At 36.3% G+C, this 24,220-nt stretch carries 20 protein-coding genes, 1 tRNA gene and 1 riboswitch; of the genes, 10 read left to right on the top strand and 11 right to left on the bottom strand.

Translation table 11 applies throughout. The annotated features are described in order from the left end of the window. The first annotated feature begins 250 nt into the window (after nt 1-250). Together JKP73_RS01635 and JKP73_RS01630 are read left to right on the top strand one after the other, a co-directional pair. Entirely contained in the window at nt 251-478 is a 228-nt protein-coding gene (locus JKP73_RS01635) for a ferredoxin (protein WP_038242907.1), read from the top strand. Between the two features lie 40 nt (nt 479-518). Next, nucleotides 519-1,751: a cytochrome P450 gene (locus JKP73_RS01630; protein WP_021289189.1), complete on the top strand. Its 1,233-nt coding sequence runs from the start codon at nt 519-521 to the stop codon at nt 1,749-1,751. A gap of 37 nt (nt 1,752-1,788) precedes the next feature. Here JKP73_RS01630 and JKP73_RS01625 read toward each other — a convergent pair whose 3' ends face one another. Then, the gene (locus tag JKP73_RS01625) at nt 1,789-2,679 is read right to left on the bottom strand and encodes a TetR/AcrR family transcriptional regulator (protein WP_188943105.1); all 891 of its coding nucleotides are present in this window, start codon (nt 2,677-2,679) and stop codon (nt 1,789-1,791) included. 357 nt (nt 2,680-3,036) lie between these two features. Then, the gene (locus tag JKP73_RS01620; RefSeq protein ID WP_021289187.1) at nt 3,037-3,429 is read right to left on the bottom strand and encodes a RidA family protein; all 393 of its coding nucleotides are present in this window, start codon (nt 3,427-3,429) and stop codon (nt 3,037-3,039) included. Between the two features lie 734 nt (nt 3,430-4,163). Between JKP73_RS01620 and JKP73_RS01615 the strand changes: the two genes are divergently transcribed. After that, nucleotides 4,164-4,328, top strand: a complete 165-nt coding sequence (locus JKP73_RS01615) for a hypothetical protein (RefSeq protein WP_200410822.1) — start codon at nt 4,164-4,166, stop codon at nt 4,326-4,328. Between the two features lie 220 nt (nt 4,329-4,548). On the opposite strand, the gene JKP73_RS01610 is transcribed toward JKP73_RS01615, so the two are convergent. The 6 genes from JKP73_RS01610 to JKP73_RS01585 form a co-directional block, all read right to left on the bottom strand. Further along, on the bottom strand, nt 4,549-4,911 hold the full coding sequence (locus tag JKP73_RS01610; RefSeq protein WP_021289185.1) for an MmcQ/YjbR family DNA-binding protein: 363 nt from the start codon (nt 4,909-4,911) through the stop codon (nt 4,549-4,551). Between the two features lie 536 nt (nt 4,912-5,447). After that, nucleotides 5,448-5,520: transfer RNA gene (locus tag JKP73_RS01605), tRNA-Thr, on the bottom strand. An 824-nt stretch (nt 5,521-6,344) separates the two neighbouring features. Further along, complete coding sequence (metE, locus tag JKP73_RS01600) at nt 6,345-8,639, bottom strand: 5-methyltetrahydropteroyltriglutamate--homocysteine S-methyltransferase (RefSeq protein WP_286191304.1); 2,295 nt, start codon at nt 8,637-8,639, stop codon at nt 6,345-6,347. A 26-nt stretch (nt 8,640-8,665) separates the two neighbouring features. Further along, complete coding sequence (locus tag JKP73_RS01595; RefSeq protein ID WP_188943109.1) at nt 8,666-10,510, bottom strand: bifunctional homocysteine S-methyltransferase/methylenetetrahydrofolate reductase; 1,845 nt, start codon at nt 10,508-10,510, stop codon at nt 8,666-8,668. A gap of 176 nt (nt 10,511-10,686) precedes the next feature. Further along, nucleotides 10,687-10,857, bottom strand: a complete 171-nt coding sequence (locus tag JKP73_RS01590; RefSeq protein ID WP_021289181.1) for a YezD family protein — start codon at nt 10,855-10,857, stop codon at nt 10,687-10,689. 95 nt (nt 10,858-10,952) lie between these two features. After that, nucleotides 10,953-11,071, bottom strand: a riboswitch (SAM riboswitch). Between the two features lie 96 nt (nt 11,072-11,167). Then, a complete protein-coding gene (locus JKP73_RS01585) occupies nt 11,168-12,946 on the bottom strand; it encodes a glycoside hydrolase family 13 protein (RefSeq protein ID WP_038242921.1) in 1,779 nt (592 codons plus the stop codon). A gap of 251 nt (nt 12,947-13,197) precedes the next feature. Between JKP73_RS01585 and JKP73_RS01580 the strand changes: the two genes are divergently transcribed. The 4 genes from JKP73_RS01580 to JKP73_RS01565 all read left to right on the top strand — a co-directional run bounded on the left by JKP73_RS01580 (nt 13,198) and on the right by JKP73_RS01565 (nt 17,863). Continuing rightward, nucleotides 13,198-14,478 (top strand): sugar ABC transporter substrate-binding protein, encoded by a 1,281-nt coding sequence (locus JKP73_RS01580; protein WP_200410821.1) that lies wholly within the window; start codon nt 13,198-13,200, stop codon nt 14,476-14,478. A gap of 92 nt (nt 14,479-14,570) precedes the next feature. Further along, nucleotides 14,571-15,866, top strand: coding sequence for a carbohydrate ABC transporter permease (locus JKP73_RS01575; protein ID WP_021289178.1), 1,296 nt, complete (start codon nt 14,571-14,573; stop codon nt 15,864-15,866). A gap of 5 nt (nt 15,867-15,871) precedes the next feature. Further along, nucleotides 15,872-16,714, top strand: a complete 843-nt coding sequence (locus JKP73_RS01570) for a sugar ABC transporter permease (protein WP_031335001.1) — start codon at nt 15,872-15,874, stop codon at nt 16,712-16,714. Between the two features lie 117 nt (nt 16,715-16,831). Beyond that, entirely contained in the window at nt 16,832-17,863 is a 1,032-nt protein-coding gene (locus JKP73_RS01565) for a LacI family DNA-binding transcriptional regulator (protein WP_188943396.1), read from the top strand. A 66-nt stretch (nt 17,864-17,929) separates the two neighbouring features. Here JKP73_RS01565 and JKP73_RS01560 read toward each other — a convergent pair whose 3' ends face one another. Beyond that, a complete protein-coding gene (locus JKP73_RS01560) occupies nt 17,930-18,904 on the bottom strand; it encodes an N-acetylglucosamine kinase (protein ID WP_188943111.1) in 975 nt (324 codons plus the stop codon). A 178-nt stretch (nt 18,905-19,082) separates the two neighbouring features. Continuing rightward, nucleotides 19,083-19,277 carry a hypothetical protein gene (locus JKP73_RS01555; protein WP_200410820.1) on the bottom strand — a complete coding sequence of 65 codons (195 nt, stop codon included), beginning with the start codon at nt 19,275-19,277 and terminating at the stop codon, nt 19,083-19,085. Between the two features lie 66 nt (nt 19,278-19,343). On the opposite strand from JKP73_RS01555, the gene JKP73_RS01550 reads away from it, so the two are divergent. The 3 genes from JKP73_RS01550 (at nt 19,344) to JKP73_RS01540 (ending at nt 22,591) form a co-directional block, all read left to right on the top strand. After that, nucleotides 19,344-20,666, top strand: coding sequence for an ABC transporter substrate-binding protein (locus JKP73_RS01550; protein WP_369759829.1), 1,323 nt, complete (start codon nt 19,344-19,346; stop codon nt 20,664-20,666). Nucleotides 20,667-20,830: 164 nt separating this feature from the next. Next, nucleotides 20,831-21,724: a carbohydrate ABC transporter permease gene (locus JKP73_RS01545; protein ID WP_188943114.1), complete on the top strand. Its 894-nt coding sequence runs from the start codon at nt 20,831-20,833 to the stop codon at nt 21,722-21,724. A 24-nt stretch (nt 21,725-21,748) separates the two neighbouring features. Beyond that, nucleotides 21,749-22,591: a carbohydrate ABC transporter permease gene (locus JKP73_RS01540; RefSeq protein WP_038242925.1), complete on the top strand. Its 843-nt coding sequence runs from the start codon at nt 21,749-21,751 to the stop codon at nt 22,589-22,591. A gap of 302 nt (nt 22,592-22,893) precedes the next feature. Here the strand turns inward: JKP73_RS01540 and JKP73_RS01535 are convergent, their stop codons facing one another. Beyond that, the gene (locus JKP73_RS01535; protein ID WP_200410819.1) at nt 22,894-23,949 is read right to left on the bottom strand and encodes a dipeptidase; all 1,056 of its coding nucleotides are present in this window, start codon (nt 23,947-23,949) and stop codon (nt 22,894-22,896) included. Nucleotides 23,950-24,220: the final 271 nt, after the last annotated feature.

Genomic DNA, 24,220 nt, shown 5'->3' with positions numbered 1-24,220 from the left:
AGGCCAATGGAAGGAATGTTGAAATTCTTTAACAGAGAAATAAATTATGAGAGGAATCGTTACTACAACTTTTAACACTTTTGCTATCTAATAAATAGGAATCAGTTTTAGATTCATCCTTACTCTAGTATATTTTTTGAACCCTACTAAATTACCATTGATTGGAAATTATTGATTATGATAATCTTTAATTGACTACATAGTCATTTATAGAACTTTTTAGTTCTACGAAGGAAAAGGAGGAGGTACAGTGCCAAAATATGCAATTGTTAATCAAGATACCTGCATTGCTTGTGGAAACTGTGAAGATGTAGCTCCAACAATTTTCGAATTGGATGAAGAAGGACTGGCCTATGTAAAAGTAGATCAAAATGAAGGGGTAACACCAATTACGGAAGAAAAACTAGAGCAGCTGGAAGAAGCTCAAGAAGAATGCCCTACAGATTCCATTATTGTAGCTGAGCAGCCGTTTAAGTAACGTTTGTGTTACACAAATTATTTCGAAGGGAGTCTTCTCTATGAATAAAGAGGTAGTTTTATTAAATGAAGTGAAATCATTTGGTACACGGTCGGAAGAATTTTTTCCATTAGCTTGGTATAAAGAAATGCTTGATAATCAGCCTGTTTATTATCATGAACCAACGAAAACATGGAATGTTTTTAAATATAATGATGTAAAGGAAGTATTAAGTAATTATGAATACTTCTCTAGTGAGGGAGCTAAAACAACTATTCCTGTTGGAGCAAGTAATAAAGAAGGGAGTATCCCAGATAAAGTCAATGTTAACTTTGTTGATCCTCCAGACCATCGAAAGCGTCGTTCGTTATTATCAGCAGCTTTTACACCACGAAGTTTAAAAAATTGGGAACCTCAAATTCAACGAATCGCTTCCGAACTTGTGGATGAAATAAAGGAGAAGGACACCGTTGATATCGTCCAATCCTTCGCTGCACCTTTACCGAGTTTAGTAATTGCAGAGTTGTTTGGTGTACCGATTAAAGATAGAGATCAATTTAAGCATTGGGTAGATATAATATTCCAACCTTACACGGAGGAAAATGCCAAAGAAGTAGAAGAGAAGAAACAAATAGCTGCCAAAGAGTATTATCAATATCTCTATCCAATCGTAGCGGAAAAGCGCATAAATCTTACCGATGATATTATTTCAGATCTTATCAGGTCAGAAGTAGATGGAGAACAATTTACGGATGATGAAATTGTCCGCGTAACCATGGCGCTTTTAGGTGCAGGGGTAGAAACGACTGGCCATATGTTGGCAAATACGTTTTACTCGTTACTTTATGACGATTCGTCACTATATGAAGAGCTTCGTAATGATTTAGAACTGGTACCTCAGGCAGTTGAAGAAATGCTTCGCTACCGATTTCAAATTTCTAAGCGGGATCGTACGGTGACACAGGACAATAATCTATTAGGTGTGAACCTTAAAAAAGGCGATTTAGTCATTGCTTGGATGAGTGCTGCAAATATGGATGAGGCAATATTTGAAGATCCTTTCACACTAAATATTCACCGAGAGAATAATAAACGGCATATGACGTTTGGAAAGGGTCCCCATTTTTGTTTGGGTGCTCCTCTTGCTCGATTAGAATTAAAAATTGCTTTAAAAACATTTTTAACCCAATTTTCGAAGATTGAACCGACTGAATCCTTTCAGCTGGAGGAGAATTTAGTTGAATCTGCAGCTGGTCAGTCTTTGAAACAGCTGCCATTAAAATTACATTCATAAAGAATAACCGTGCCAAGGGCTGGCCTTGGCACGGTGTTTATGTTTTTTGGTATGGCAGGTTGTTGTTTAATTTCATTCGTAATTCATCGAGAAATGGATAGTTCTTAAGATTATGAAGCATTCCTCTAAGAATAACAGCTCTTGGTTGTAGCTTCATCAGTTCTTCTTCCATTATACATAAGGATTGGATGCCATCTTCCTTTTCTGCTTCGGTAAACGTACTTTTATTTAGTTTCAATTTCATTTGTTGAATTACCTCTAGCGGATTAACTTCTTCTTGATTCACATCTTCCAAGTATATATCCCATAAATTTTTATTTACAATGGCTTCCACTTTTTGATGCTTTACCCCTTCCATGATAAAATCCATTTGTTTTACTAAAAAAGGAAGTACTTTTTTGATAGGGATTGGAAGCTGTTTTAACATAATTAGTTCCATATATTGTTTAAGCATACCAGTCAAAATAAATGCCCCATCCGCTGCAAAACCACTAATTTCCTGGCCATATATAGCGATTAAATAATTTTTGATACGTTTAATTTGTACAATATTTTGTCGTCGTAAAAACTGATAGATGTTTTGGTCAGACAATCCTGGTAATTCTTGAATTTGCAGTCGATAAAATGCTTGATTCTCCATGTAATGATTTAATTTGATTTCAATTTCTCGAATAAATCTATCTTTATCCGTCAAGGATGTGTCCTGTTCAAGAGCGATAATTTGTTCTTCAATCGAATGAAAGTAATACTTGAGAATATGTAAAAGTAAGTCCTCTTTCGATTTAAAATAAATATATAATGTTCCTTTGGAAATTCCACAAATATTAGCAATCTCTTGCATCGATGTTCGGTTGTAATTTTTCGATGAAAAAAGTTTCATAGCTGTTTTGATAATATGTGTTTCTTTATCCGTGTTCTTTCGCTTCATCACGATCACCTCAGAAAATTGTCCATGGTTAACTTATTAGAGTTTATAATAACATAGGGCAATACGTCTATAAGGGTTTAAATATTTAAGTTTATTCAAGTAATGTTGTAACAAAAAAGCTGCCCCCGTAGTCAGCTTGGATTTTATAAGTACTAGAGTAATTGAAAAGGGTTATATTACCGGTCGAAGGAGTATAAACAAAAATGATCGTGTCTTATATGGATAATAACAATTACGTAATTAAGTTTAGAAAACTATCCTTTTAAAGGCTAGAGTTGAAAAAGCTACAACCCTCACGCTTGTGGGGCTTTACTTCATGTTTATGGTGAATGTAAAAATAATACAGCTTTAATAATATTATACTATAGCACACCAAAGTTCGATTTCAATTTTTAACTCCGGCCATCCTAAAGCAGAAATATAAGCAACTGTCATAGATGGATATGAAGTTTCGAATAACTTACCCCATTGAGGATATAAATGATCCCAGTCTATTTCCTCTGTTGCCCATATATTAACTTTTATAACGTTTTCTTCAGTCAAACCTTCTGATTCAAGTACCTTTTTCATGTTTGCAAAAGTATTTGTTATTTGGGCGTTTAAACTTGAAGGAATATTACCATCCATATCCGTTCCTACTTGGCCTGATGTTACAACTAAACCTGCACCCTTTGGCACTCTAGTGATGTGACTGTAGTTTCCTACTGGTTTTGGCATAAACTCGGGATTAGTTCTAGTGATTTTTTTCATAGTATTACCTCACTTATCATTTTTTCTACTATTTACGCTTCAAATTAGACGGACTTAACCAATTTTTATACATTAGAAAGGGAGAGTATCCTTTTATACTATATCTTTAGGAAGATGAGAGCTTTTGGCTTATTGTTACTATCGACAGAAATGAGGAAATTTTTAAGTCAGATAATTTCCTTTCAAAAAGGGAGCCATCACCATTTTATTCTTCGAATATAATTCTCTGTTTTCCAAAGTGAAATTGCAGTAACAGCCAACCACATATACATAGATCCATAGAGTATCCGTTGTAATAATCCTCAATGATAGGGTGAACAAATTTGGTAAGATGCGAGTTGAAAAGGAACCGTCAATGTCTAGTATATGTATAATGAGCAGCACTTAAAAGGCATCTAATGATACCTTTTAAGTTTTTTTCCCCGCAATATACTTGGGGGATAGTTAGGGAAAGGGGCTGCTCACTTATTAATTTCCCTACTCTAAATTTGATAATCTTTATAAGTTTTACGTTTTCTTTACATGTTTAAGCCCCTTCTGATCTATGCGAGGACAGAGGGGCTAGAGTAAAGGTGTTAAAGACTTTTGAGTCAATGATAGTATTTCTATATATTGATCATCCTAAACCAAAAATTGTATTCTTTGACTAAGAAACTTGTCCAATCAACTTTCTTTTACGCTCATACTATGTAGTAAAAGAAAGGAGGGTTATCTTATGTATTATTATGATCCTTTTGAAAAGAAGCATCACCACTATTGTGATTGCTGTAAAAAGAAATATGATTGTTGTTATGAAGAAGATTATTACTACGATCCTTGTTATCATGACGATCCATGCAAAAAGAAGAAAAAGAAAAAACATTGCAAGAGTTGTGGAAGATACTATTAAAATTTTTTAGGAACCTACGGGTTCCTTCCTTTACCTAATCAACAGTAAAATAGCCCTTTGTACTGATAGAGGGCTAAGGAAAAATTGTTTAAATTGACCATTTAGCCCCTTCAATTAGAGGTATTATGATCAATTTGATTATTGTATCCGTGATTTGGTTTTTAACACTCTGTATTCAACAATTTAGCCTATTGTGGCATAGGACGAAAAACCTTAATTAAAAAAACTTTTTATTCTTTCTTGGTTAAATTAAAACTTTGCTCAATTAAGTTATAAACCTCTTCGTTTGGGTCGGTACGATCTAAAACAAATGAAATCCAATTTTCTTTATCCATATGATATCCAGGTAGAATATTTTTTCCATTTCTTAAACCATCAATTATTTCAGGAGGGCATTTTAAATTCAGAACATCTATTTCTTCATTTCCTTCTAGTCCTAGTTTTTTAGGGAGAACATTCATTATAAGGGCATACCATTTTTTGTTAGATGCATGTCTTAAGATTGCATAGTTTGGGAATTTTTGAAATGGATAATCAGGTGATGTGCCGTATTTTTCTTTGGCGTGCTTAAAGATGGTTTCTCTTGTTATCATACTGAATAATTCCTCCCTTGGCATTCACTAACACAGGTAGTGCAAAGAATACTCAACTTTATTGAATTTATATTGCTCATGTAGATATAGGAGTTTTCAAACTGGCATAACATTTCCTAGTACCACTTTATATCGTTCCTATAATAAACGTAAAGTCAACAAGTTTAACTTTATTTTCAAGATAAGGAAACCCGTCGTTATGTCTCATTTGATAAAATATAACTTCTCTTTTATTTAACCCAATTTCTTTTCTGTTAAACATTCTGCCCTAGTGCTTCTCCAGATTTTTCAGCGCATCATAAATGTTACTCTTTTGCTGTAATTCCCCTTTGATTTTAATTTCTATCAAAGCCACAGCTGTAAATTAATAATTATAATGGGATGATTTGTGTTATTGTTGTATGAATAGATTAAAAAACTCATTGTTTAATAAGAGTTTCTGTTCAATATGAATCACTAAAAAATGTCGACAAATTAAAATAAAAAGCGATTCCTGATAGTATCAAGAATCGCTTTATGTCAATGTGCATATCGGATGCTGGTGAGAGGATTCGAACCTCCGACCCCTTCATTACGAGTGAAGTGCACTGCCAGCTGTGCTACACCAGCAAATTTTCCACATGAATTATAATACTCCTATTCTTTATATCTATCAAGTACTTCGGTTAAAAATCAGGAATTCATAAACAACATAGCGAAAGAATAGAAAAGTAAAATAGGGGGGAGCAAATGTATTCGATAGCGAATTTAATTCATGATTTTAGTGAAAGTAGTTGCTGGGTACAAGACTTGAAAGGCATAAATGAAGGACTTTTGTTTGAGCCCATTGGAGAAGGAGAGTAGACCTCAGCTGAAATAATTTGTCATCTGACCTTTTGGGATAATTACATAATAGAAGAAACGCTACCTCAAATGAAACAAGATGCAGAAATTAGTAGTGTTGGATTTGACGCATGGAATAATTAAGCATCTGAATATGCTTTATCTGGCGTTTCTGGTCATAATTTAATTAGTCAACAAAAAATAATGCGGGAAAAACTAATAAAGGATTTACGTAATAAGACGGAAGATGATTTCTTTACGCCTTTTGCATTTATTGGGGAAACTATAGACCCTTACTCTGGCTACTCACATACAATGTTTAATTATATTGCAGGATTTATCTAGCATGATCAGCATCATCAACAGCAAGTGGATGCCTTTCTTGCAAATAGAACGTTGTAGGTACCGATAATAATTATTCATGAAGTGTTTGAAAGAATTCGCTTTATAAAGTGAGGAATCTTCCCAGTATAATCAAGCTATTTACGTCTGCAGTGTTGGTTGTTTACGGAATAATCTCGGACTTTGCTCTAAGGGAATTCGTGTATCTGCAACACAACAAGTAATTTCCGTAAAAGTAGCGCCAACACATTTGTGTTGGCGCTGTAAATTTAGTTATTTTGATATGTCAATTTTTCATTTCTAACTTCTGCTGCTGCATCGACCATGACTTTTAGAGCTTGAATGGTCTCCTCTTCGCTTCGTGTTTTTAATCCACAATCTGGATTGATCCAAAACTGCTTCGGAGAAATGATCTGTAAAGCTCGGTTAATATTTTCTAGAATTTCTTCTTTGGCAGGTATTCGTGGACTATGAATATCATAAACGCCTAGTCCAATCTCTTTATCATATGTGTGATCTTCAAACGAACCAACCATTTCACCATGACTACGAGATGTTTCAATCGAGATTACGTCAGCATCCAAGGCATCGATCGTATCATAGATATCCTGGAATTCAGAATAACACATATGTGTATGAATTTGGGTGCTGTTACTTACACCAGAAGTAGCTAAGCCGAAGGCATAAACAGCAGCTTCTAAATACCCCTTCCACTTTCGCTCATCCAAAGGTAAACCTTCACGTAATGCGGGCTCATCTACTTGAATAATTTGAATACCGTTTTCTTCTAGCACTTGCACTTCTTTACGTAAAGCGAATGCAATTTGATTTTGTACGGTAAACCGGGCCACATCTTCATGGACAAATGACCAATTTAGTATTGTAACAGGGCCAGTTAACATTCCCTTAACTGGTTTTTTAGTTAATGATTGGGCATAGACACTCTCTTTTACTGTCATTGGTTTATTGAAAGATACGTCCCCGTAAATAAGGGGAGGCTTAACGCAACGCGAACCGTAAGATTGAACCCAGCCAAACTCAGTAACATCAAATCCATTTAGTTTTTCTCCAAAATATTCTACCATATCGGTCCGTTCGAATTCTCCATGAACAAGAACATCCAGACCCAATTCTTCTTGAATTGCAATCCATTTCCTTATATTCTCTTTAATAAATTGATCATATTCCTGATTGGTAATATCTCCTTTACGCCATTTCGTCCTCGTTTGTCGAACAACTGCAGTTTGTGGCAAACTGCCAATTGTCGTTGTTGGAAGTAATGGTAGATTTAGCTTCGTTTGTTGTTGTTTTATTCGCTCAGCAAAGGAGGAATCGCGTACTGCATCAGAAGCAGTCAAGGTAGCTAATGCTTGTTTCACTTGCTCATTTGAACGTGAAGATGCACGAATGAATTGTTGCCGCTCTACACGATTTTCTTTAATGGCATTGGTGATTTTTATTTTTCCATTGTTCCAGCCATTTATTAACGTAACAATTTCGGTTAATTTCTCATCAGCAAATGATAATCCGGCTTTAATATCGTTATTTAGTTTCTCCTCTAACTTCTTCGTTACTGGTACGTGCAAGAGGGAGGAGGATGGCTGTAATATAATTTGGTCTGTACTCACATAAGGTCGAATAGACTCAAGGAATGAAAGTCTCTCCTCAAGATCAGCTTTCCATACATTTCGTCCATTAATAATTCCAGCAGCAAGCACTTTATTACTTGGAAATCCATATTGCTCAATTAGCTCCAATGTATTACCATGAACAAAATCAAGTCCAATAGCATGAACAGGGAAGTTACTAATTGCTTGATAATGAATTACTTGTTCAAAATAGGTTTGTAAAATGATCTTTAAATTTGGAGCGGCTTCGGCAAATTGCTGATAGACTTGTTCAGCCTTTAAAAGAATGGATTGGTCTAGCTGGGTACCGAAGATAGGCTCGTCAATTTGTATCCAAGAAGCTCCCGCTGCCTGAAGTTCCTCTAAGATTTGTACGTATAATGGAACGAATGTATCGATTAATTCCAAAAGGTTTTCCTTTCGATAGCCTTTTGCAAGATGTAAGTACGTAATTGGTCCCAAAAGGACAGGTTTCCCATCGATACCTAATTTTTCTTTTGCTTCCTGATAAAAAGTAAGGGGGCGGTTCTCCGTTAACGTAGGCTTCGAGTTATCTAATTCAGGAACAATATAATGGTAATTGGTATTAAACCATTTAGTGATTTCAGATGCAACGGCATCTTTTGTGCCTCGAGCAATTGCAAAATACGTTTCTAGGTCAACCTTTCCTCCTTGGTAATTAAAGCGATCTGGGACAATACCAAACATTACCGATGTGTCAAGAACATGATCATAGAAAGAAAAATCCCCTACAGGAATAAGATCTACACCAATGTCCTGTTGCTTTTTTAAGCTCTGAAGTCTAATTTGATCTGTTTCTGAGATTAATTGTGCTTCAGTAATTTCACCTTTCCAAAACTTCTCTAACGCTCGTTTCCATTCTCTCTTTTCCCCGATTCTCGGATAACCAAGATTTGAACTAATAGCAGTCATTATCAATTCCTCCAATACTATTTTTTTAATTATGTCATTTTCGATGTGGAAAGAAGTTGTACACGCGCTTGCATATACGTAACCAATTCAATACTTATGTCATAACGCATAAATGGCGTTACAATGTAAATTCCTTGAAAGTGTTCCAATGCCGTATCAAGCAGTTCTTTTGCAATTTGAATTCCTTGATCAATAGAACGTTGTTTATCATCAGCTACTGCTTTCATCCTTTCTCTAATCACATCTGGCATTTTAATTCCCGGCACTTCATTATGCAGGAACTCAGCATTTCTCGAAGATGTAAGCGGCATAATCCCAATGAATATCGGTTTATCAATATGTTTGGTTTTGTTAGCCAACGCAACAATCGTCTCTTTGCTATAAACAGGTTGTGTTAAAAAATAATCCGCTCCACGTTCCATTTTTCGTTCCATTCGTTTTACCGCTTTATCTATGTGGGCTACATTCGGATTAAATGCAGCACCAACTTGAAAGTTTGTTGGTTTCTTTAGGGATTTTCCAGACAACGATATCCCTTGGTTAAATTGTTTGATTAATTTTATTAAATCGAATGACGTAACATCAAAAACGGAAGTTGCTCCAGGAAAATCCCCGATTTTAGTAGGGTCCCCAGTAATAGCAAGTATTTCATGGATTCCTAAGGTATGTAATCCCATAAGATGCGATTGCAGTCCAATGAGATTGCGATCTCGGCAGGTTAAGTGCACTAGCGGCCTTACCCCAATTTCTTGTTGGATTTTTGCTGCTACAGCAATATTACTAATTCGTGGTGTAGCTAGCGAATTATCCGCTAATGTGATCGCATCTACCCCTACATCGTTCAAGGCGTTAATCCCATTTAAGTACTCGGATGTATCTAAATGTTTTGGTGCATCGAATTCAACAATTACAGCATGTCGTTGTTGAACAATATCAATTAGACCTGACTCTGATTGTTCTTTCTGTTCGCTGACCTTAATGGGGCGTGGCTTAACTGGTACAATCTTTTCCTTAATTGGCTTTGTATGTTTGATGGCATCAGCTGCTGCTTTTATATGGGCTGGGGTAGTTCCACAACACCCACCTAGTAAGCGAATGCCTTCGTTGCGAAAATCGGTCGCACAGTTTTTGAAATAGTTCGGTTCATCTTCGTAGATTAATTTGCCGTCACGATAAGCTGGTAAACTAGCGTTTGGATAAGCTGCTAAAAATGCTTTATCTAGTAATGGGACATCTTTCAGTGATTCAAGCATATGAAATGGGCCAAGTCGACAGTTAATCCCCACGATATCCGCGCCAGTATTCTCTAATCGCTTTAGTGCATCGGGTAGAAGTATCCCATTTTGTAAGATACCAGGTTCGTGCATTGATACATTTGCAATAATTGGAAGATTTGTTTCGTCTCTTGCAATCTCTAAAACAGTAATTAATTCTTCAAGATCATAATAGGTCTCTAAGATAAGTCCATCTACACCTTCTAATAATTGGCAGTACAACTGTTCTCGAAAACTTCTTTTGATTTCATCTGTTGTGGCTTGCAGCGTTTGTGTGCCGTGAATACCACCGATAGTGCCAAGAACAAAAGTTTCTTCATTTGCAGCTTGTTTCGCAATTTTTATGGCTTCGGTATTTATCTTTTTTACTTGATCTTCAAGACCATATCTTGCGAGCTTCATATAGTTTGCCCCATATGTATTAGTTTGAATAAGATCAGCACCTGCATGAATGTAAGATTCATGAATATGTGCAATTTGTTCTTGATGAGAAAGATTTAATGCTTCAAAACAATGATCGACCCCATAGGAATAAAGTAAAGTTCCCATTGCACCATCGCCGATTAAGATTCGTTTATCTAATTCGGCTAACAAGTCCATGTTACGTCTCCTTTCCATATGAAAGTTAAAAAAAGGCATCCAAATTAATAAAGGAAATACAAATACCTTAATTTCAATGGATGCCTTTAGTCGTCTAATTAGCATGTTAATCGTTTATTCGGTTTCCCTTGTAAATAATCTTTAACTGTGCTTTTGGTGTTCCAATAAGCACGTCGTTACCCGTTTACATGTTTTTTTCGTTTTGATTGTAACGGGTACCGTTTCTTTTCCGTTGTGTCAATCTGCGTAATTTCTCCTTCATGTATCGTAATTGCTAATGATCCGAATTCAATCTTCTCTAGAGCTTCAGTAATGTCATTGATTTTCTTGTCGTCGATTCGAGCCATCCCATTCCTCCTTTAATTTGTTAACATTACCTATCAAGTAAAAAAGTAAAAACCTCTTTCGATTGAAAGAGGTTTGATTATTGTTTACTAAACAATTCCCATCTTTCAAACAAGTTTCGTTTGCTGGATTTAGCACCTTTACTCGGAATAACAAATAGAGTATGGTTGCCGCAGGATCAATGGACCAGTTTCCTCCCCTGACTCTTGATAGGTTAATATGAAATTTTGATTGTACTCATTATCTTAGAAACGAATGTGGCTGTCAAGATAATTTTCGAAATTCCCAAAAAAGTATTTTTTTAATTTAAGTTTATACAATTTCAAAAATACGGAAATGAAGAGGGGGTACCGTAATTGAAGTTGGTAATTCATCAATTCTATATTTCCTTGCTTGCTGGTTTTGAATATGCCATTCAGTTAGATATTTACAACTGCTTATACGTAGGATATCTCTAGTTATGTTTGCCTCTTTTTCACCCGCATTAAGAAAGAAGACGAGCCGATGATGTCCGTCGTTTTTCTCATATACAATGGTGTTGCTTGCATCATTCGATTGGAGAAATTGAATGTCACTATGGTTACCAAAAAGTGGATTTGTCTTGCGTAAATGAATAAGAGACTGGACAAATCGATACAGTTCTTGTTTTTGCTGGTTAGGGTTCCACTGCATACATGCACGACACCCTGGATCTGTATCACCAGCCATTCCTATTTCATCACCATAATAAATACAAGGTGTTCCAACAAAGGATAATTGAAAAAGGTACAATAGCTTTACACGGGCTTCATTGTCATTTGCTAAAGTTAAGATGCGTGGGGTATCATGACTATCCAATAGATTAAAAGCGACTTCATTCACATTTTGTGGATACATATGTAAAACACTAGTGATGGTCTCGGTGAATGTAGCAGCATTCATGTTTTGTTTAGCAAAAAAGTCAATCGCTCCATTAGTAAATGGGTAATTCATAACGGCATCAAACTGGTCACCGTGTAGCCATGGCATAGAGTCATGCCAGATTTCACCTAGAATATAAACATCTGATTTCACTTCTTTGACGGCTTGTCGAAACATTCTCCAGAAATGGTGATCCACTTCATTTGCAACATCTAATCGCCAGCCATCGATATCAAATGTTTCTACCCAATATGTTGCGACCTTTAATAAATAGTCTCTGACTTCCTTATTCTTCGTATTTAATTTAGGCATTGTAGGCACAAATGCAAATGTATCGTAATTCGGACGTGGTTTGGTTACTATAGGGAAATTCCAAATATGAAACCAATCTTTATAGATAGACACTTCTTGATTTTTCAACACATCTTGAAAAGGTGGGAAATAATATCCACTATGATTAAAGACAGCATCTAGCATTACTTTGATTCCTCGTTGATGGCATTCTTGGACAAATAGACGAAATGTAGCTTTATCTCCAAATTGTGGATCAATTTCCATGTAATCGATCGTATCGTATTTATGATTGGAATATGCCTTGAAGATAGGGGTTAGGTATATCCCATTGATTCCTAAATCGACAAGGTAATCGAGGTGTTGAATAATTCCTTCCAAGTCTCCCCCAAAGAAATTAGTAGGTGTTGGATCTGCAGAGCCCCATGGCAAACTGCCTTTTGGATTTAACTGTTCATTACCATTAGCAAATCGTTCAGGAAATAGTTGGTACCATACCGTATCTTTCACCCAATCTGGTGCATTAAATACATCAATGGAGCTTAAGTAAGGAAAACAAAAATAATTAGCAATATCCGAGGGGAAACTTGCAAATATTCCACCTTCACTATAAATACAAGATTCGTGTTCATTCGAGCAAATAAACGCATAGCGCATTCTACGATAATTCGGTTTCACAGCAATAAACCAATAGTCATGTAAGCTTGTTGTACCGGTTTTTTTCATGTGTTTTGACACGCTCTGCCACTGATTATCTATCCAATCATAAGGATCACCAAATACAAGTTCCACCATTTCTAGATCATTTTTTTTGGTCCGTAGTACTAAATGAAGGGTCTCATTATCATAGGCATACGCAAAATTATCTTTTGGACGATGATAGATTGCTTCTTTATTCATTTTTTACCTCCCTCTGTACAATCGTTTGCGCTAAATACTAATTAATTTTTAAATACATTACCAATGTTTATAATTATCATAGCATTAATGCTATGATAATGTAAGCGTTTTATTAGTTATTAATTAAATAATTAGAAGTTTCTAAAATGGAGTTGTAATTTTTAGGGGAATATGTATAATTAAGTTATAATGATTGCGCAAACGTTTTCATTATTTATGCAGTTCTCTATTAAATCATGGGAGGGGTACAAGTGAAAAAGAGCTTGATTTATTCATTAACAATGGTATTGGTAGCTGTGATTTTAATTGCATGTGGTCCAGATAATACCGAACCAAAAGAAAATTCTACCAATGAAGGGAAATCAGCAGGGGATGAAATGCCGGAGAAGCCAGATTCTCTTAAACTTTGGGTAAATGCCGAGGAAAAACAGCAAGAAGCAGTTCAACAAATTACAAATAAATACACAGAGGAAACCGGGATTAAGGTAGATATGGTTCCTGTGGATATGCTGGAACAAGTGGAAAAGCTTGATGTGGAAGGACCTGCAGGGAATGGTCCAGACATTATTTTTCAACCACATGATCGAATTGGTGATCTAGTACTTAGAGGATTAGTAGATCCAGTTAACTTTGGAAATAAAGAAAGCGGTTACACTGATACCGCACTGCAAGCAGTTCAATTTGAAGATGAATATTGGGGATATCCTGCCGTCATTGAAACGTATGCGATGTATTATAATAAATCGTTAGTAGAAAAAACTCCGGAAACGATACAAGATGTTATGTCAATTGCAGAGAGAGATACAGATACAAGCAAAGACCAATTTGGATTTTTAATGGAAGCAGCTAATTTTTATTTTGTTTATCCTTTCTTTTCTGGGAATGGAGCATATGTGTTTGCAAATGAAGATGGAAACTATGATATTTCAGATATTGGATTAGCTAATGAAGGTTCTGTAGAGGGTGGTCAACTTGTTCAGAAATGGTTCGATAACAACTATATTCCTCAAGATTTAACTCCAGATATTATGAATGGATTATTTCAAGAAGGAAAAGTGTCAACGGTTATCAATGGGCCTTGGATGGTAAGAGAATACTCGGAGGCGCTAGGCAACGACCTCGGTGCAGTTCCATTACCTATTTTGGACAATGGAGAAAACCCGAAATCATTTGTAGGAGTTAAATCATATATGTTGTCGTATTACTCAGACAACAAAGAGTGGGCTGAGCATTTAATGGCATATATTACAAACTATGAAAACTCTATGACATATTACGATATTGCTGGGGAAATTCCAGCCCGTGATGATGCAATGGAGGATCCAGCTATTGCGGAGGATCCGATCTTTTCTGCATTTGCAGAACAAACAAAGTTTGGAGAGCCAATGCCAAGTGTTCCTGCAATGCAGCAAGTTTGGGATCCGATCAACGATGCATTAAATTTTATTTCTAAAGGAGAACCAGTGAAAGATGTCCTTGATGAAGCTGTTGAAACCATTCAGGGTCAAGTAGACGCTTCTGGAGCAAATTAGGAACAATCTATGGGGAGATAACTCACCATAAATGTTTCACTTGATCATTTTAGAATGATCAAGTGATTCGGGAAATATAGGAGGATACTGGAATGGCAACAAATCATAATAGTGGCAGTGCCTGGATAAAAAAACCTCGTAATATTGCTACGATTTTATCAATTATTCCAGGATTAGGACAATTTTATAATCGTCGTTTTTTGAAAGGTATTAGCTTATTGATTGTGACGGTTTCATTCTTAATTACAACATGGAACTATATTGATATTGGAATATGGGGATTATTCACACTAGGAACTATTCCGCGTGACCATCATTCGATTCAATTACTTATACAAGGTTTAATTTCACTCATCATTTTAGGGTTTGGTATTGCAATCTATCTTTATAATTTGAAAGATGCTAGATCAGATGCAATTGCTAGGGAGAATCATAGATCAAATCCAACTTTAATTCAAGGTATGGCTGCCTTTTATAACAATGGTTTTCCATATTTTATGATTCTGCCTGGTTTATTGATGCTTTTATTTATCGTAGTTGTACCTTTAATGTTTATGCTAGCTTTGGCATTTACTGATTACAATCAATACAATGCTCCACCACGTCATTTATTGAGCTGGGTTGGGTTGAATAACTTTGTAGATTTAGCTAATGTGGGTATTTGGAAAGATACATTTTTGAGCGTATTTACTTGGACTGTAGTTTGGACAGTAGTGGCAACGTCTTTTCAAATTATTTTAGGATTGTTTCTAGCATTATTAGTTAATGATAAACGAATTAAATTTAAACGAACGATTCGGACTATTTTAATTCTACCATGGGCGGTACCAGCATTTGTATCGATTTTAATCTTTTCTGCTTTATTTAATCCTACTTTTGGTGCAATTAATCGAGATATACTAAGTCAATTTGAAACCATGATTCCTTGGCTTTCCGATCCATTTTGGGCAAAGGTAGCATTGATTATGATTCAAACCTGGCTTGGCTTTCCATTTGTATTTGCCTTATTTACTGGTGTGCTCCAAAGTGTGCCACAAGATATGTATGAGGCAGCTGATGTTGATGGGGGAAGCCGTTTGCAGAAGTTCCGTCATATTACATTACCACATGTGTTATTTGCAACAGCACCATTATTAATTATGCAATATGCAGGGAACTTCAATAACTTTAACATCATTTATTTATTTAATGAAGGGAACCCCGCTGTGCGTGGGCAAAATGCAGGTGGGACAGATATTCTAATTTCTTGGGTTTATAAACTTACATTTGAGACAAATAATTACAATATGGCTGCTGCAATTACAATCATTATGGGGATTATTATTTCTGTATTTGCGTTTTTCCAGTTTAGAAAAACAGCATCCTTTAAAGAGGAGGGACGTTACTAATGGCTATGTCACAAAAGAAAAAATCGAAAATTGAGGTAACGTTCATTTACTTGTTTTTTCTTATTATGTTCATAATTATTGGTTATCCTTTATTTTGGGCGTTAATGATGAGTCTGAATCCAGGCTCTAATATGTTGGTAACCGATCTATTTCCTGAATCTCCAACACTAGAACATTATAAATGGTTATTTATGGATCCAAACAGTGATTATGTTATTTGGTACCAAAACAGTCTATATGTTGCATTAGTTAATGCGGGTGGATCAGTTATCATTACTTCGTTAATTGCATATGCATTTTCTCGGTATAAATTCATTGGTAGAAAATATGGCTTATATATGTTTTTACTGTTACAGATGTTCCCTGCTTTAATGGGAATGGTAGCACTTTATATTTTGTTGAACACGATTGGATTAACGGATTCGTTATATGGACTTATGCTAATTTATCTAGGAGGGCAAATACCTTTTAATGCGTGGCTAGTGAAAGGGTATTTCGATACGATTCCTAAAGAACTTGATGAAGCTGCAAAAATGGATGGAGCTGGGCATTTAAGGGTATTTTGGACGATTATGTTACCTCTTGCTAAGCCTATTTTGGCAGTAGTGGCTTTGTTTAATTTTATGGCACCTTTTATGGACTTTTTATTGCCACGTATCGTGTTAACTAGTCCAGAAAAATATACATTGGCTTTAGGTTTATATAATTTTATTAATGATCAATTTTCCACTAATTTTACCCGCTTTGCTGCTGGGTCAATACTAATAGCTATACCAATTGCGCTTGTATTTTTACTTTTACAGCGATATTTAATCTCTGGGCTTACATCAGGGGCAACCAAGGGATAGTTTAAAATTCATCCACAATATGTATTTAGTTTGTTATAATAAATGAACAAACAAGCTAGAATCTTATTAAAACATTATCTTAGGAAAACGTAGCGGAGACAGAGGGTGAAAAACGCAGTGGTAACAATAAAAGATGTAGCAAAGGCAACGGGGGTATCACCTTCTACTGTTTCTAGAGTCATTGCAGATAACCCGAGAATTAGCCCAGATACAAAGAAGAAGGTTCGAAAGGTTATGAAGGATTTGGGATACCATCCCAACATAAACGCTAGGAACTTAGTTGCAAAGTCAACAAAGGCAATCGGTGTAGTATTGCCTTCATCAGCAGATAAGTCATTGCAAAATCCGTTTTTTCCAGAAGTACTTCGGGGAATTGGATCGATTACTCACCAATTACAATATTCGATGACACTTTCTAGCGGAGGCACAGAAAGTGAAATATTTACGGAAGTGGAAAGAATGGTTTATGGCAGTTATGTAGATGGGATTATCTTACTTTATTCACGTGTTAATGATCGAATTGTGAATTTTCTACGGGAGAAAGATTTTCCGTTTGTTATTGTCGGCAAGCCGTATGATCATTTGAATGAGATTACCCATGTGGATAACGATAACTTTACTGCCGGTAAGGACATTACTTCCTGTTTAATTCAACAAGGTCATGAAAGGATTGCCTTTATCGGTGGATCAAGGGATTTGTTTGTTACAATGGATCGGGAAGCAGGATATGAAGCAGCCTTAAAAGAAGCTGGAATAGCCGCGGACAAAGCTTACCGTATTCATACTGAGTTCCTCAAGTCTGGAGGAAGGGAAGCAGTTGAGCAATTGCTATCTCTCAAAGTGAGACCAACGGGAATTGTTGTAACGGATGATTTGATGAGCCTTGGAGTACTTAGTACCTTAGAAGAACTTGGTGTAGATGTCCCTGCAGATATATCTTTGGTTAGTTTTAATAATGTGTATTTATCAGAAATTACGAGTCCGTCACTGACAACTGTAGATATTCAAATCTATCAATTGGGTGCTCAGTCGGCTAAAGCATTAATTGAAAAAACGCAGACAAAAGATGAGCCAGCTAAACGGATTATTATACCACACCAAATTGTCCACCGTGATTCCGTTGCAACAAGCAACGGTGCTGGAACATGAGTTGAAGTTTTCCGAAGCGAATAATAAGACCGGAGGAAATCAACGTTTTCATATGATTTCCTCCGGTTATTTATTTGATTGAAAGTTTTGTAGACGATTCATTGAATCGGTGGATATATTCATATCCTCACTCAAATATGCTCCAATCACAGATCCACATACTGGGGGAAGTTTAGGTGTGATAACGGTTATACCCGAAACAATTTTGTTTAATTCCTGTTTGATTAATGTTGGAAATATACTGTTTTGGAATACACCGCCACATACTACAACATTTATTTGTTCTCCTACTGAAAATAGCCGTTTATGAAGAAGGTGAATGTTTCTAGCAATTTCCCAAGCAGCGTCATCTATAATAATTGAAGCAGCCTTATCTCCAGATTGATATGCTTGAAAAACAAGCCTACATACAGATGCAATCGAACGCTTAGGATCGGCATTATGATAAATCTGATCAATTAAATCACGTCCAGTATCCACATGAAAATAATCATAAAGCATCTTTAAAAGCATTGTTTCATTTATCTTACCATCTAGATAATGCAATGCAGCAGCTATTCCTTTTTTTCCAATATCATAACCACTTCCTTCATCTCCCAGTAAATACCCCCAACCGCCAATACGACTCTGTTGTTGGTTTTCGTTTATCCCAAAAGTTAATGATCCAGTTCCAGAAATTTGAACAACGCCGGGCTTTCCTAATGTGCCAGAATAAAGAGCATTAATGGCATCCGGTTGAACCGTCACCCTACAAGCTGATGGAGATAAGGCATCGAGTAGTTGATATAGTTGTGTTTGAATCATCGAGCTACCAGCACCAGCAATACCAGCAAATATGCCAATGAGTTTGGAAAAAGCTTCGGGTGCTTCTTCTTTGAATTGAGAGAAGATCGTTTCAAAAGTATGTGATAACGCTCTTGATGAAACGGTATTCGGATTGGAGGGACCAGTGATACAAGTGGATATTATATTTCCTTCCAAATCAGCTAAAAGCGCAAGTGTTTTTGTCCCGCCACCATCGATTCCAATAATATAACTCATAACAGGTCTCCTTATGTTAGATTCATACTTTCCATAGCAAACTGGAAATTATCCTTCGCATTTTTTTAGAGATGAAAAGCAGCTTTTTAATCTCTAGAATCTTTAACTATTTCTTCCCAACGATTCCTTAATCATAAAAAAATCCCTATTATAAATATATTAGAAAACTTAATTTGTATTATTTTTTTAAATAATTTTTATTCATGATTTGGTAAGGTAACAAATCAGTAATGATGGTTTCGCCAGATAAGGGTGTGAGAATATAACTAGTAGCATCTGGATTACTAGGCATTAATGCATGTTCCTTACATACAATAAAATTAATAGATATTTTCAGGTTGTTGGACTCCATGAATAGAGTGCTTCTGTTCATGCGTTCATATAAAAAAGGCATATAAAGGGGGATTATACAGTGAAAGAGTTCCGTAAAAGCCGATGGATACTTGGGTTACTGGCTTTAGTTTTAATCGGTGTTGTTGCTGCTTGTTCTTCAAATGATGAATCAGAAGAAGAGGAGGCAACGGATTCTTCAGAAACTAGTGGAGAAGGGGGGATTTCTGGTGATTTAGAAATTCAGTATTTTGTTGGGGGATATGGCGATACATGGTGGAAAGAAGTAATTGCTGACTTCAAAGAGAAATATCCAGATGTAAACGTAATCGAACATGCCGGACCGAATATTAACGAAGAAATGCGGTCTCGTTGGGTATCCAATGATCCACCAGATGTTGTATATATCGATGGCGCAGGATCAAGTGAAACACAAATGGTGGAAGATGGACAACTAATGAATTTAACGGAATGGGTAGAGGGAATTGAACTAGATAATGGGGATAAATTAATCGATAGTTTTATCGTAAATCCAGGTAAATTCGATGGTGACATTTATTCACTTCCATTGGTGTTTGATACTTGGGGTACATGGTATGACCGTGCACTGTTTGAAGAAAAAGGATATGAGGTACCGACAGACTTCAATAGTTTTATGAGTTCCATGACTGAGATTAAAGATAAAGAAGGAATCGATCCATTTGTTACTTCTGGTCAACATCCATATTATTTCCTTCGAGGCATGTTATACCCGGCTTTTGGAGCAGCTGGCGGGGATGAACTTCTAGCTGATCTAATTACTGGGAAAGAAGGGGCTTGGACAAGTGATGTCGTGTTAGAGACGATGAAAAAAGTGGAGAAAATGCAACAAGAAGGCATGTTTGATCAAGGTTTAGGTGCTTTAAATCATACACAATCTCAAATGAATTTTCTGTTGCATGAAAATGCTTTTATTCCTGTAGGATTCTGGCTGCCAAATGAGATGAAGAATGATATTCCTGATGGTTTTGAATTTGGATTTATCCCATCACCTATGCAGGATGCTGGAGAGCCATTTGCGATTGTACCGGATTTACGACCATTGGCAATTGCAGAAAATGCAGAGAACCCAAAAGCTGCTAAAGCATTCGTCGAATTTGTCTTCACAAGGGATTATGCGATGTCATTCTCCGAACATACTGGTGCGATCATGAACCTCACAGAGGTGGACTTAACGCAAAGTGATAAGATCCCAAGTTACTTAACAGAAGCAAATGAAATGATCAATGATACAGAACAAGTACAAATTTACGAAAAGCCACACCCGATGAGTGCTGATTTGGAAACACCAATTGGTAATGCGCTGATGTCATTAATGTTAGGAAATATGACAGCGGAGGAATTTGTTCAAGAGGCAGAAAAAGCGGCAGAAACTTATCGGAATAGTAATTAACATGACCGTCCATCAGCAGGGAATTGTATACCTCTGCTGATGGCTTTTCCAAATAGGAGTTAGGTATAAACATGTAAAGCAAATCAGTTATAAGTACAATTTAGCTTTTCGTTATTTTATGTAAATAGTCAAGTTTTCTAACGATTAACAGAGAGAGTGATTGGATGGTACAGTCAAAAAAACAGAAGTATACATTTCTGGCTTTTTGTTTGGTCCCGACATTTATTATGTTCGCAGTCTTTACCCTCTACCCTTTATTCAGTGGACTTTATTATTCATTCTTCGATTGGTCAGGTGCGTCGCAAGATAAAGAGTTTATTGGCTTGGCAAATTACATAACATTAATCAAAGATGCAATTATACCAAATACGATAATTCATGATTATTTTCTAGTTATAACAAAGGTAATTGGAATCATGATTCTTGCTATGTTCTTTGCGGTTGCCTTAACGCAGTTGAAAATTAAGGAAGCACCTTTTTATCGAATTGTTTTTTTCTTTCCTAATATCATGTCTGTTGTGGTTATTGGAATTCTATGGACGTTTATTTATAACCCCAATTTAGGATTAGTAAATTCAGGCTTAGAATTCCTTGGACTAGAGAATTGGGCGCGGCCATGGCTTGGGGATGAGAATTGGGCACTCCCAAGTCTTGTTCTTCCTTCCATTTGGGCTGGGATTGGCTTGTTTATGCTTATGCTCATGGGAGGAATTGCAAATGTATCAAAGAGTTATTATGAGGCTGCTGAGATTGACGGAGCCAATCAATGGCAACAGTTTTGGAAAGTCACCTTGCCGCTTGTTTGGCCGCAAATAAAAATTTCTGTCCTTTATATTGTTATTACAACATTAAACGGTTCTTTTATAATCGTACAAGTTATGACAGGAGGAGGACCGAATAATTCAACGCATGTTATGGGATCTTATCTATATCAACAAGCATTTGTTCAATATAATTTTGGTTATGGTGCCACAATTGGTGTGATGATTTTAATTCTTTCCTTGCTAACTGTATTAATATTACAGTTCTTGCTGCGTAGAGATAAAGTCGAGTATTAAGTAAATTGAGAGGGGGATATGTTTGTGAAACGAAGTATCGGGCAGATCTTAGGCAGAACTGGGATTCGGCTTCCACTTGTTTTATGGACCATTGCTGTATTATATCCGATCTTTTGGATGTTTCTTGGTTCATTTAAATCCAATGCAGAAATTTATCGAAATCCGTGGGGAATACCAGAATCTTTTCATCTACAAAACTTTGTAGAAGCATGGACCAATTACAATATTGATATCAGCGTTTTTAATAGTTTAATTGTAACTGCTATTGGTGCAGTTTTAACACTAGTTATGGCGATTCCGACTGCATATGCAATTGAACGAATTAATTTTCGTGGGAGTAAACTGCTATTTACGTTGTATGTTTCTGGGATGATGATCCCAATGGTGTTGGGGTGGATCCCATTGTTTTTCCTATTAATGCAATTAAATTTATTGGATAATATCTTTGGGCTAGCAATTGTTTATGCAGTAAGTCAATTGCCGTTTTCTATTTTTGTTTTGACAAGTTTTATAAGTACGATTCCTAAGTCATTAGAAGAATCCGCAGCAATGGATGGCATGTCTCCATATCGGGTGTTGTGGAAGATCGTCACACCATTAAGTATGTCAGGAATCATAACAGTGACGATTATGAATGCTATTCAATTTTGGAATGAGTATTTCATGGCACTTATTTTTTTACAGAGCAGTGAGAATTATACCCTTGCGTTAGCTATTGATTATATCAGTAGTGAGGCGCAATATACGAACGCATGGGGAACATTATTTGCTAGTTTGGTGATTGCGATTGTTCCAGTGATTATCCTTTATGCCATCTTCCAGCAGCGAATTGCCAAAGGAATGACAGAAGGTGCAATTAAGGGGTAAAGAAATCGCAAAAACATAAGAAGGTAGAAGGAACCTTGTCTGTAGAATTACCTTGATTTGCATAACATTTTTGATTGTCCACAGTCTAACACGTACTGCGGACGAACACCCCGAGTCTCATCGTGGAATAAAACGCCACTGTGGGGCTCGATGTCTCGCAGTATATTCCATCCCTATATTGAAAATGATTCTCCTTCAATCCCACCTCACTAAGCAGATGATGGGAACTTTCGAGAAGAAGTATTATTAATTACGTTTTGTACCTGTATTCAACTTTGGGGGTATAAGTATATCGGCTATTATCAATCTTTCCAAGTAGCTCCCAATACCCGTATCCAATTCTTATAGGCTACTTTTTCCAAATCCTTATCTGTAAACCCATGTGCTTGAAGTCGCTTCATTAGTTTAGGTAAACCTGTGACATCTTTTAATGAATCAGGAACGGTTGTCCCATCGAAGTCAGAACCGAGAGCCACATGATCAATTCCAAAGTTTTCGGCGATATATGCAATATGTTGGACAATTGTATCGAGGGGAATATTGGTGTCGAATTGTCCGTCTTCTCTTAGCATATTTACTGCATAATTGATACCTACCACCCCATTACTTTTTTTAATTGCTTGAAGTTGCTTATCTGTAAGATTACGAGAAATCGGGCAGATTGCATGTACATTGGAGTGTGTTGCAACAATAGGTGCATCACTCTGTTGGACTACATCCCAGAAACCTTTTTCATTCAAATGAGTGGTATCAATCATAATACCCAACTGATTACATGCATGAACTAGATCCTTACCAGCTTCAGTAAGACCTCCTCCGATATCTGGTGAAGATGGATAGCGAAAAGGGGCCCCTTCTCCATATGCATTTGGTCGACTCCATACAATTCCAAGTGAACGCAAGCCAGCTTGATAAAGAACTTGTAATGCAGAGAAATCTGTATCGATCGCTTCGGCTCCTTCAATATGGAAGATAGCTGCTAAAATCTGATTCTCTAGACAGAACGCTAGTTTTTGTGTATTCGTGACTGTTTGAAAAATGCCATTAGAAGTTGCTTCTAGCTCAACTAACATAGAAGCAAGTTGCATGGTATGATTTAACGCTGTTTGCTGATCAATCTGAGGTGGCAGCGGCATATCATAACCAGTCGACGTTACATACTTTTCAGGGGCGATTTCATAATTGGCGTTTGGAGTGAAGGCCGCAAAGAATCCGCCACCAAATTGATTGTTACGAGCACGAGGTAAATCAATATGCCCATTCGCACCTTTGCTAAAGAAACTATTTTTATCCTCATTTTCCTCATAAAGGCGTAAAAGGGTATCGTTATGACCATCTATAATTGGAAAATTTGTCATAATGCATCTCCTTCTTCCATCGATTTTCAGATATGTAAAGTGTAGCATGAAGTCACCCAATTCGAAATAGATGTGTTCCTAGTGCTTTTTTAATAGCTCTAGGAATAGGATTTCAACTATTGTCCTAATGGTAGTTAGAAATATTCTAGTTCAATAGAATCATTTTTCTAAAAATTTGATTTATTCGACAAATTTGTGCAGATATTTCAAAATTTATCTGCTATTGTCAAGTTAATCAATTACATACTGTGCTCTTTGCATCGATGACCTG

The organism is Virgibacillus salexigens (assembly GCF_014905415.1).
GTDB classification, from domain to species: Bacteria; Bacillota; Bacilli; order Bacillales; family Amphibacillaceae; genus Virgibacillus; species Virgibacillus salexigens.
The sequence above is the reverse complement of the archived record's forward strand: the minus strand, read 5'-3'. Positions and strand labels throughout refer to the sequence as shown.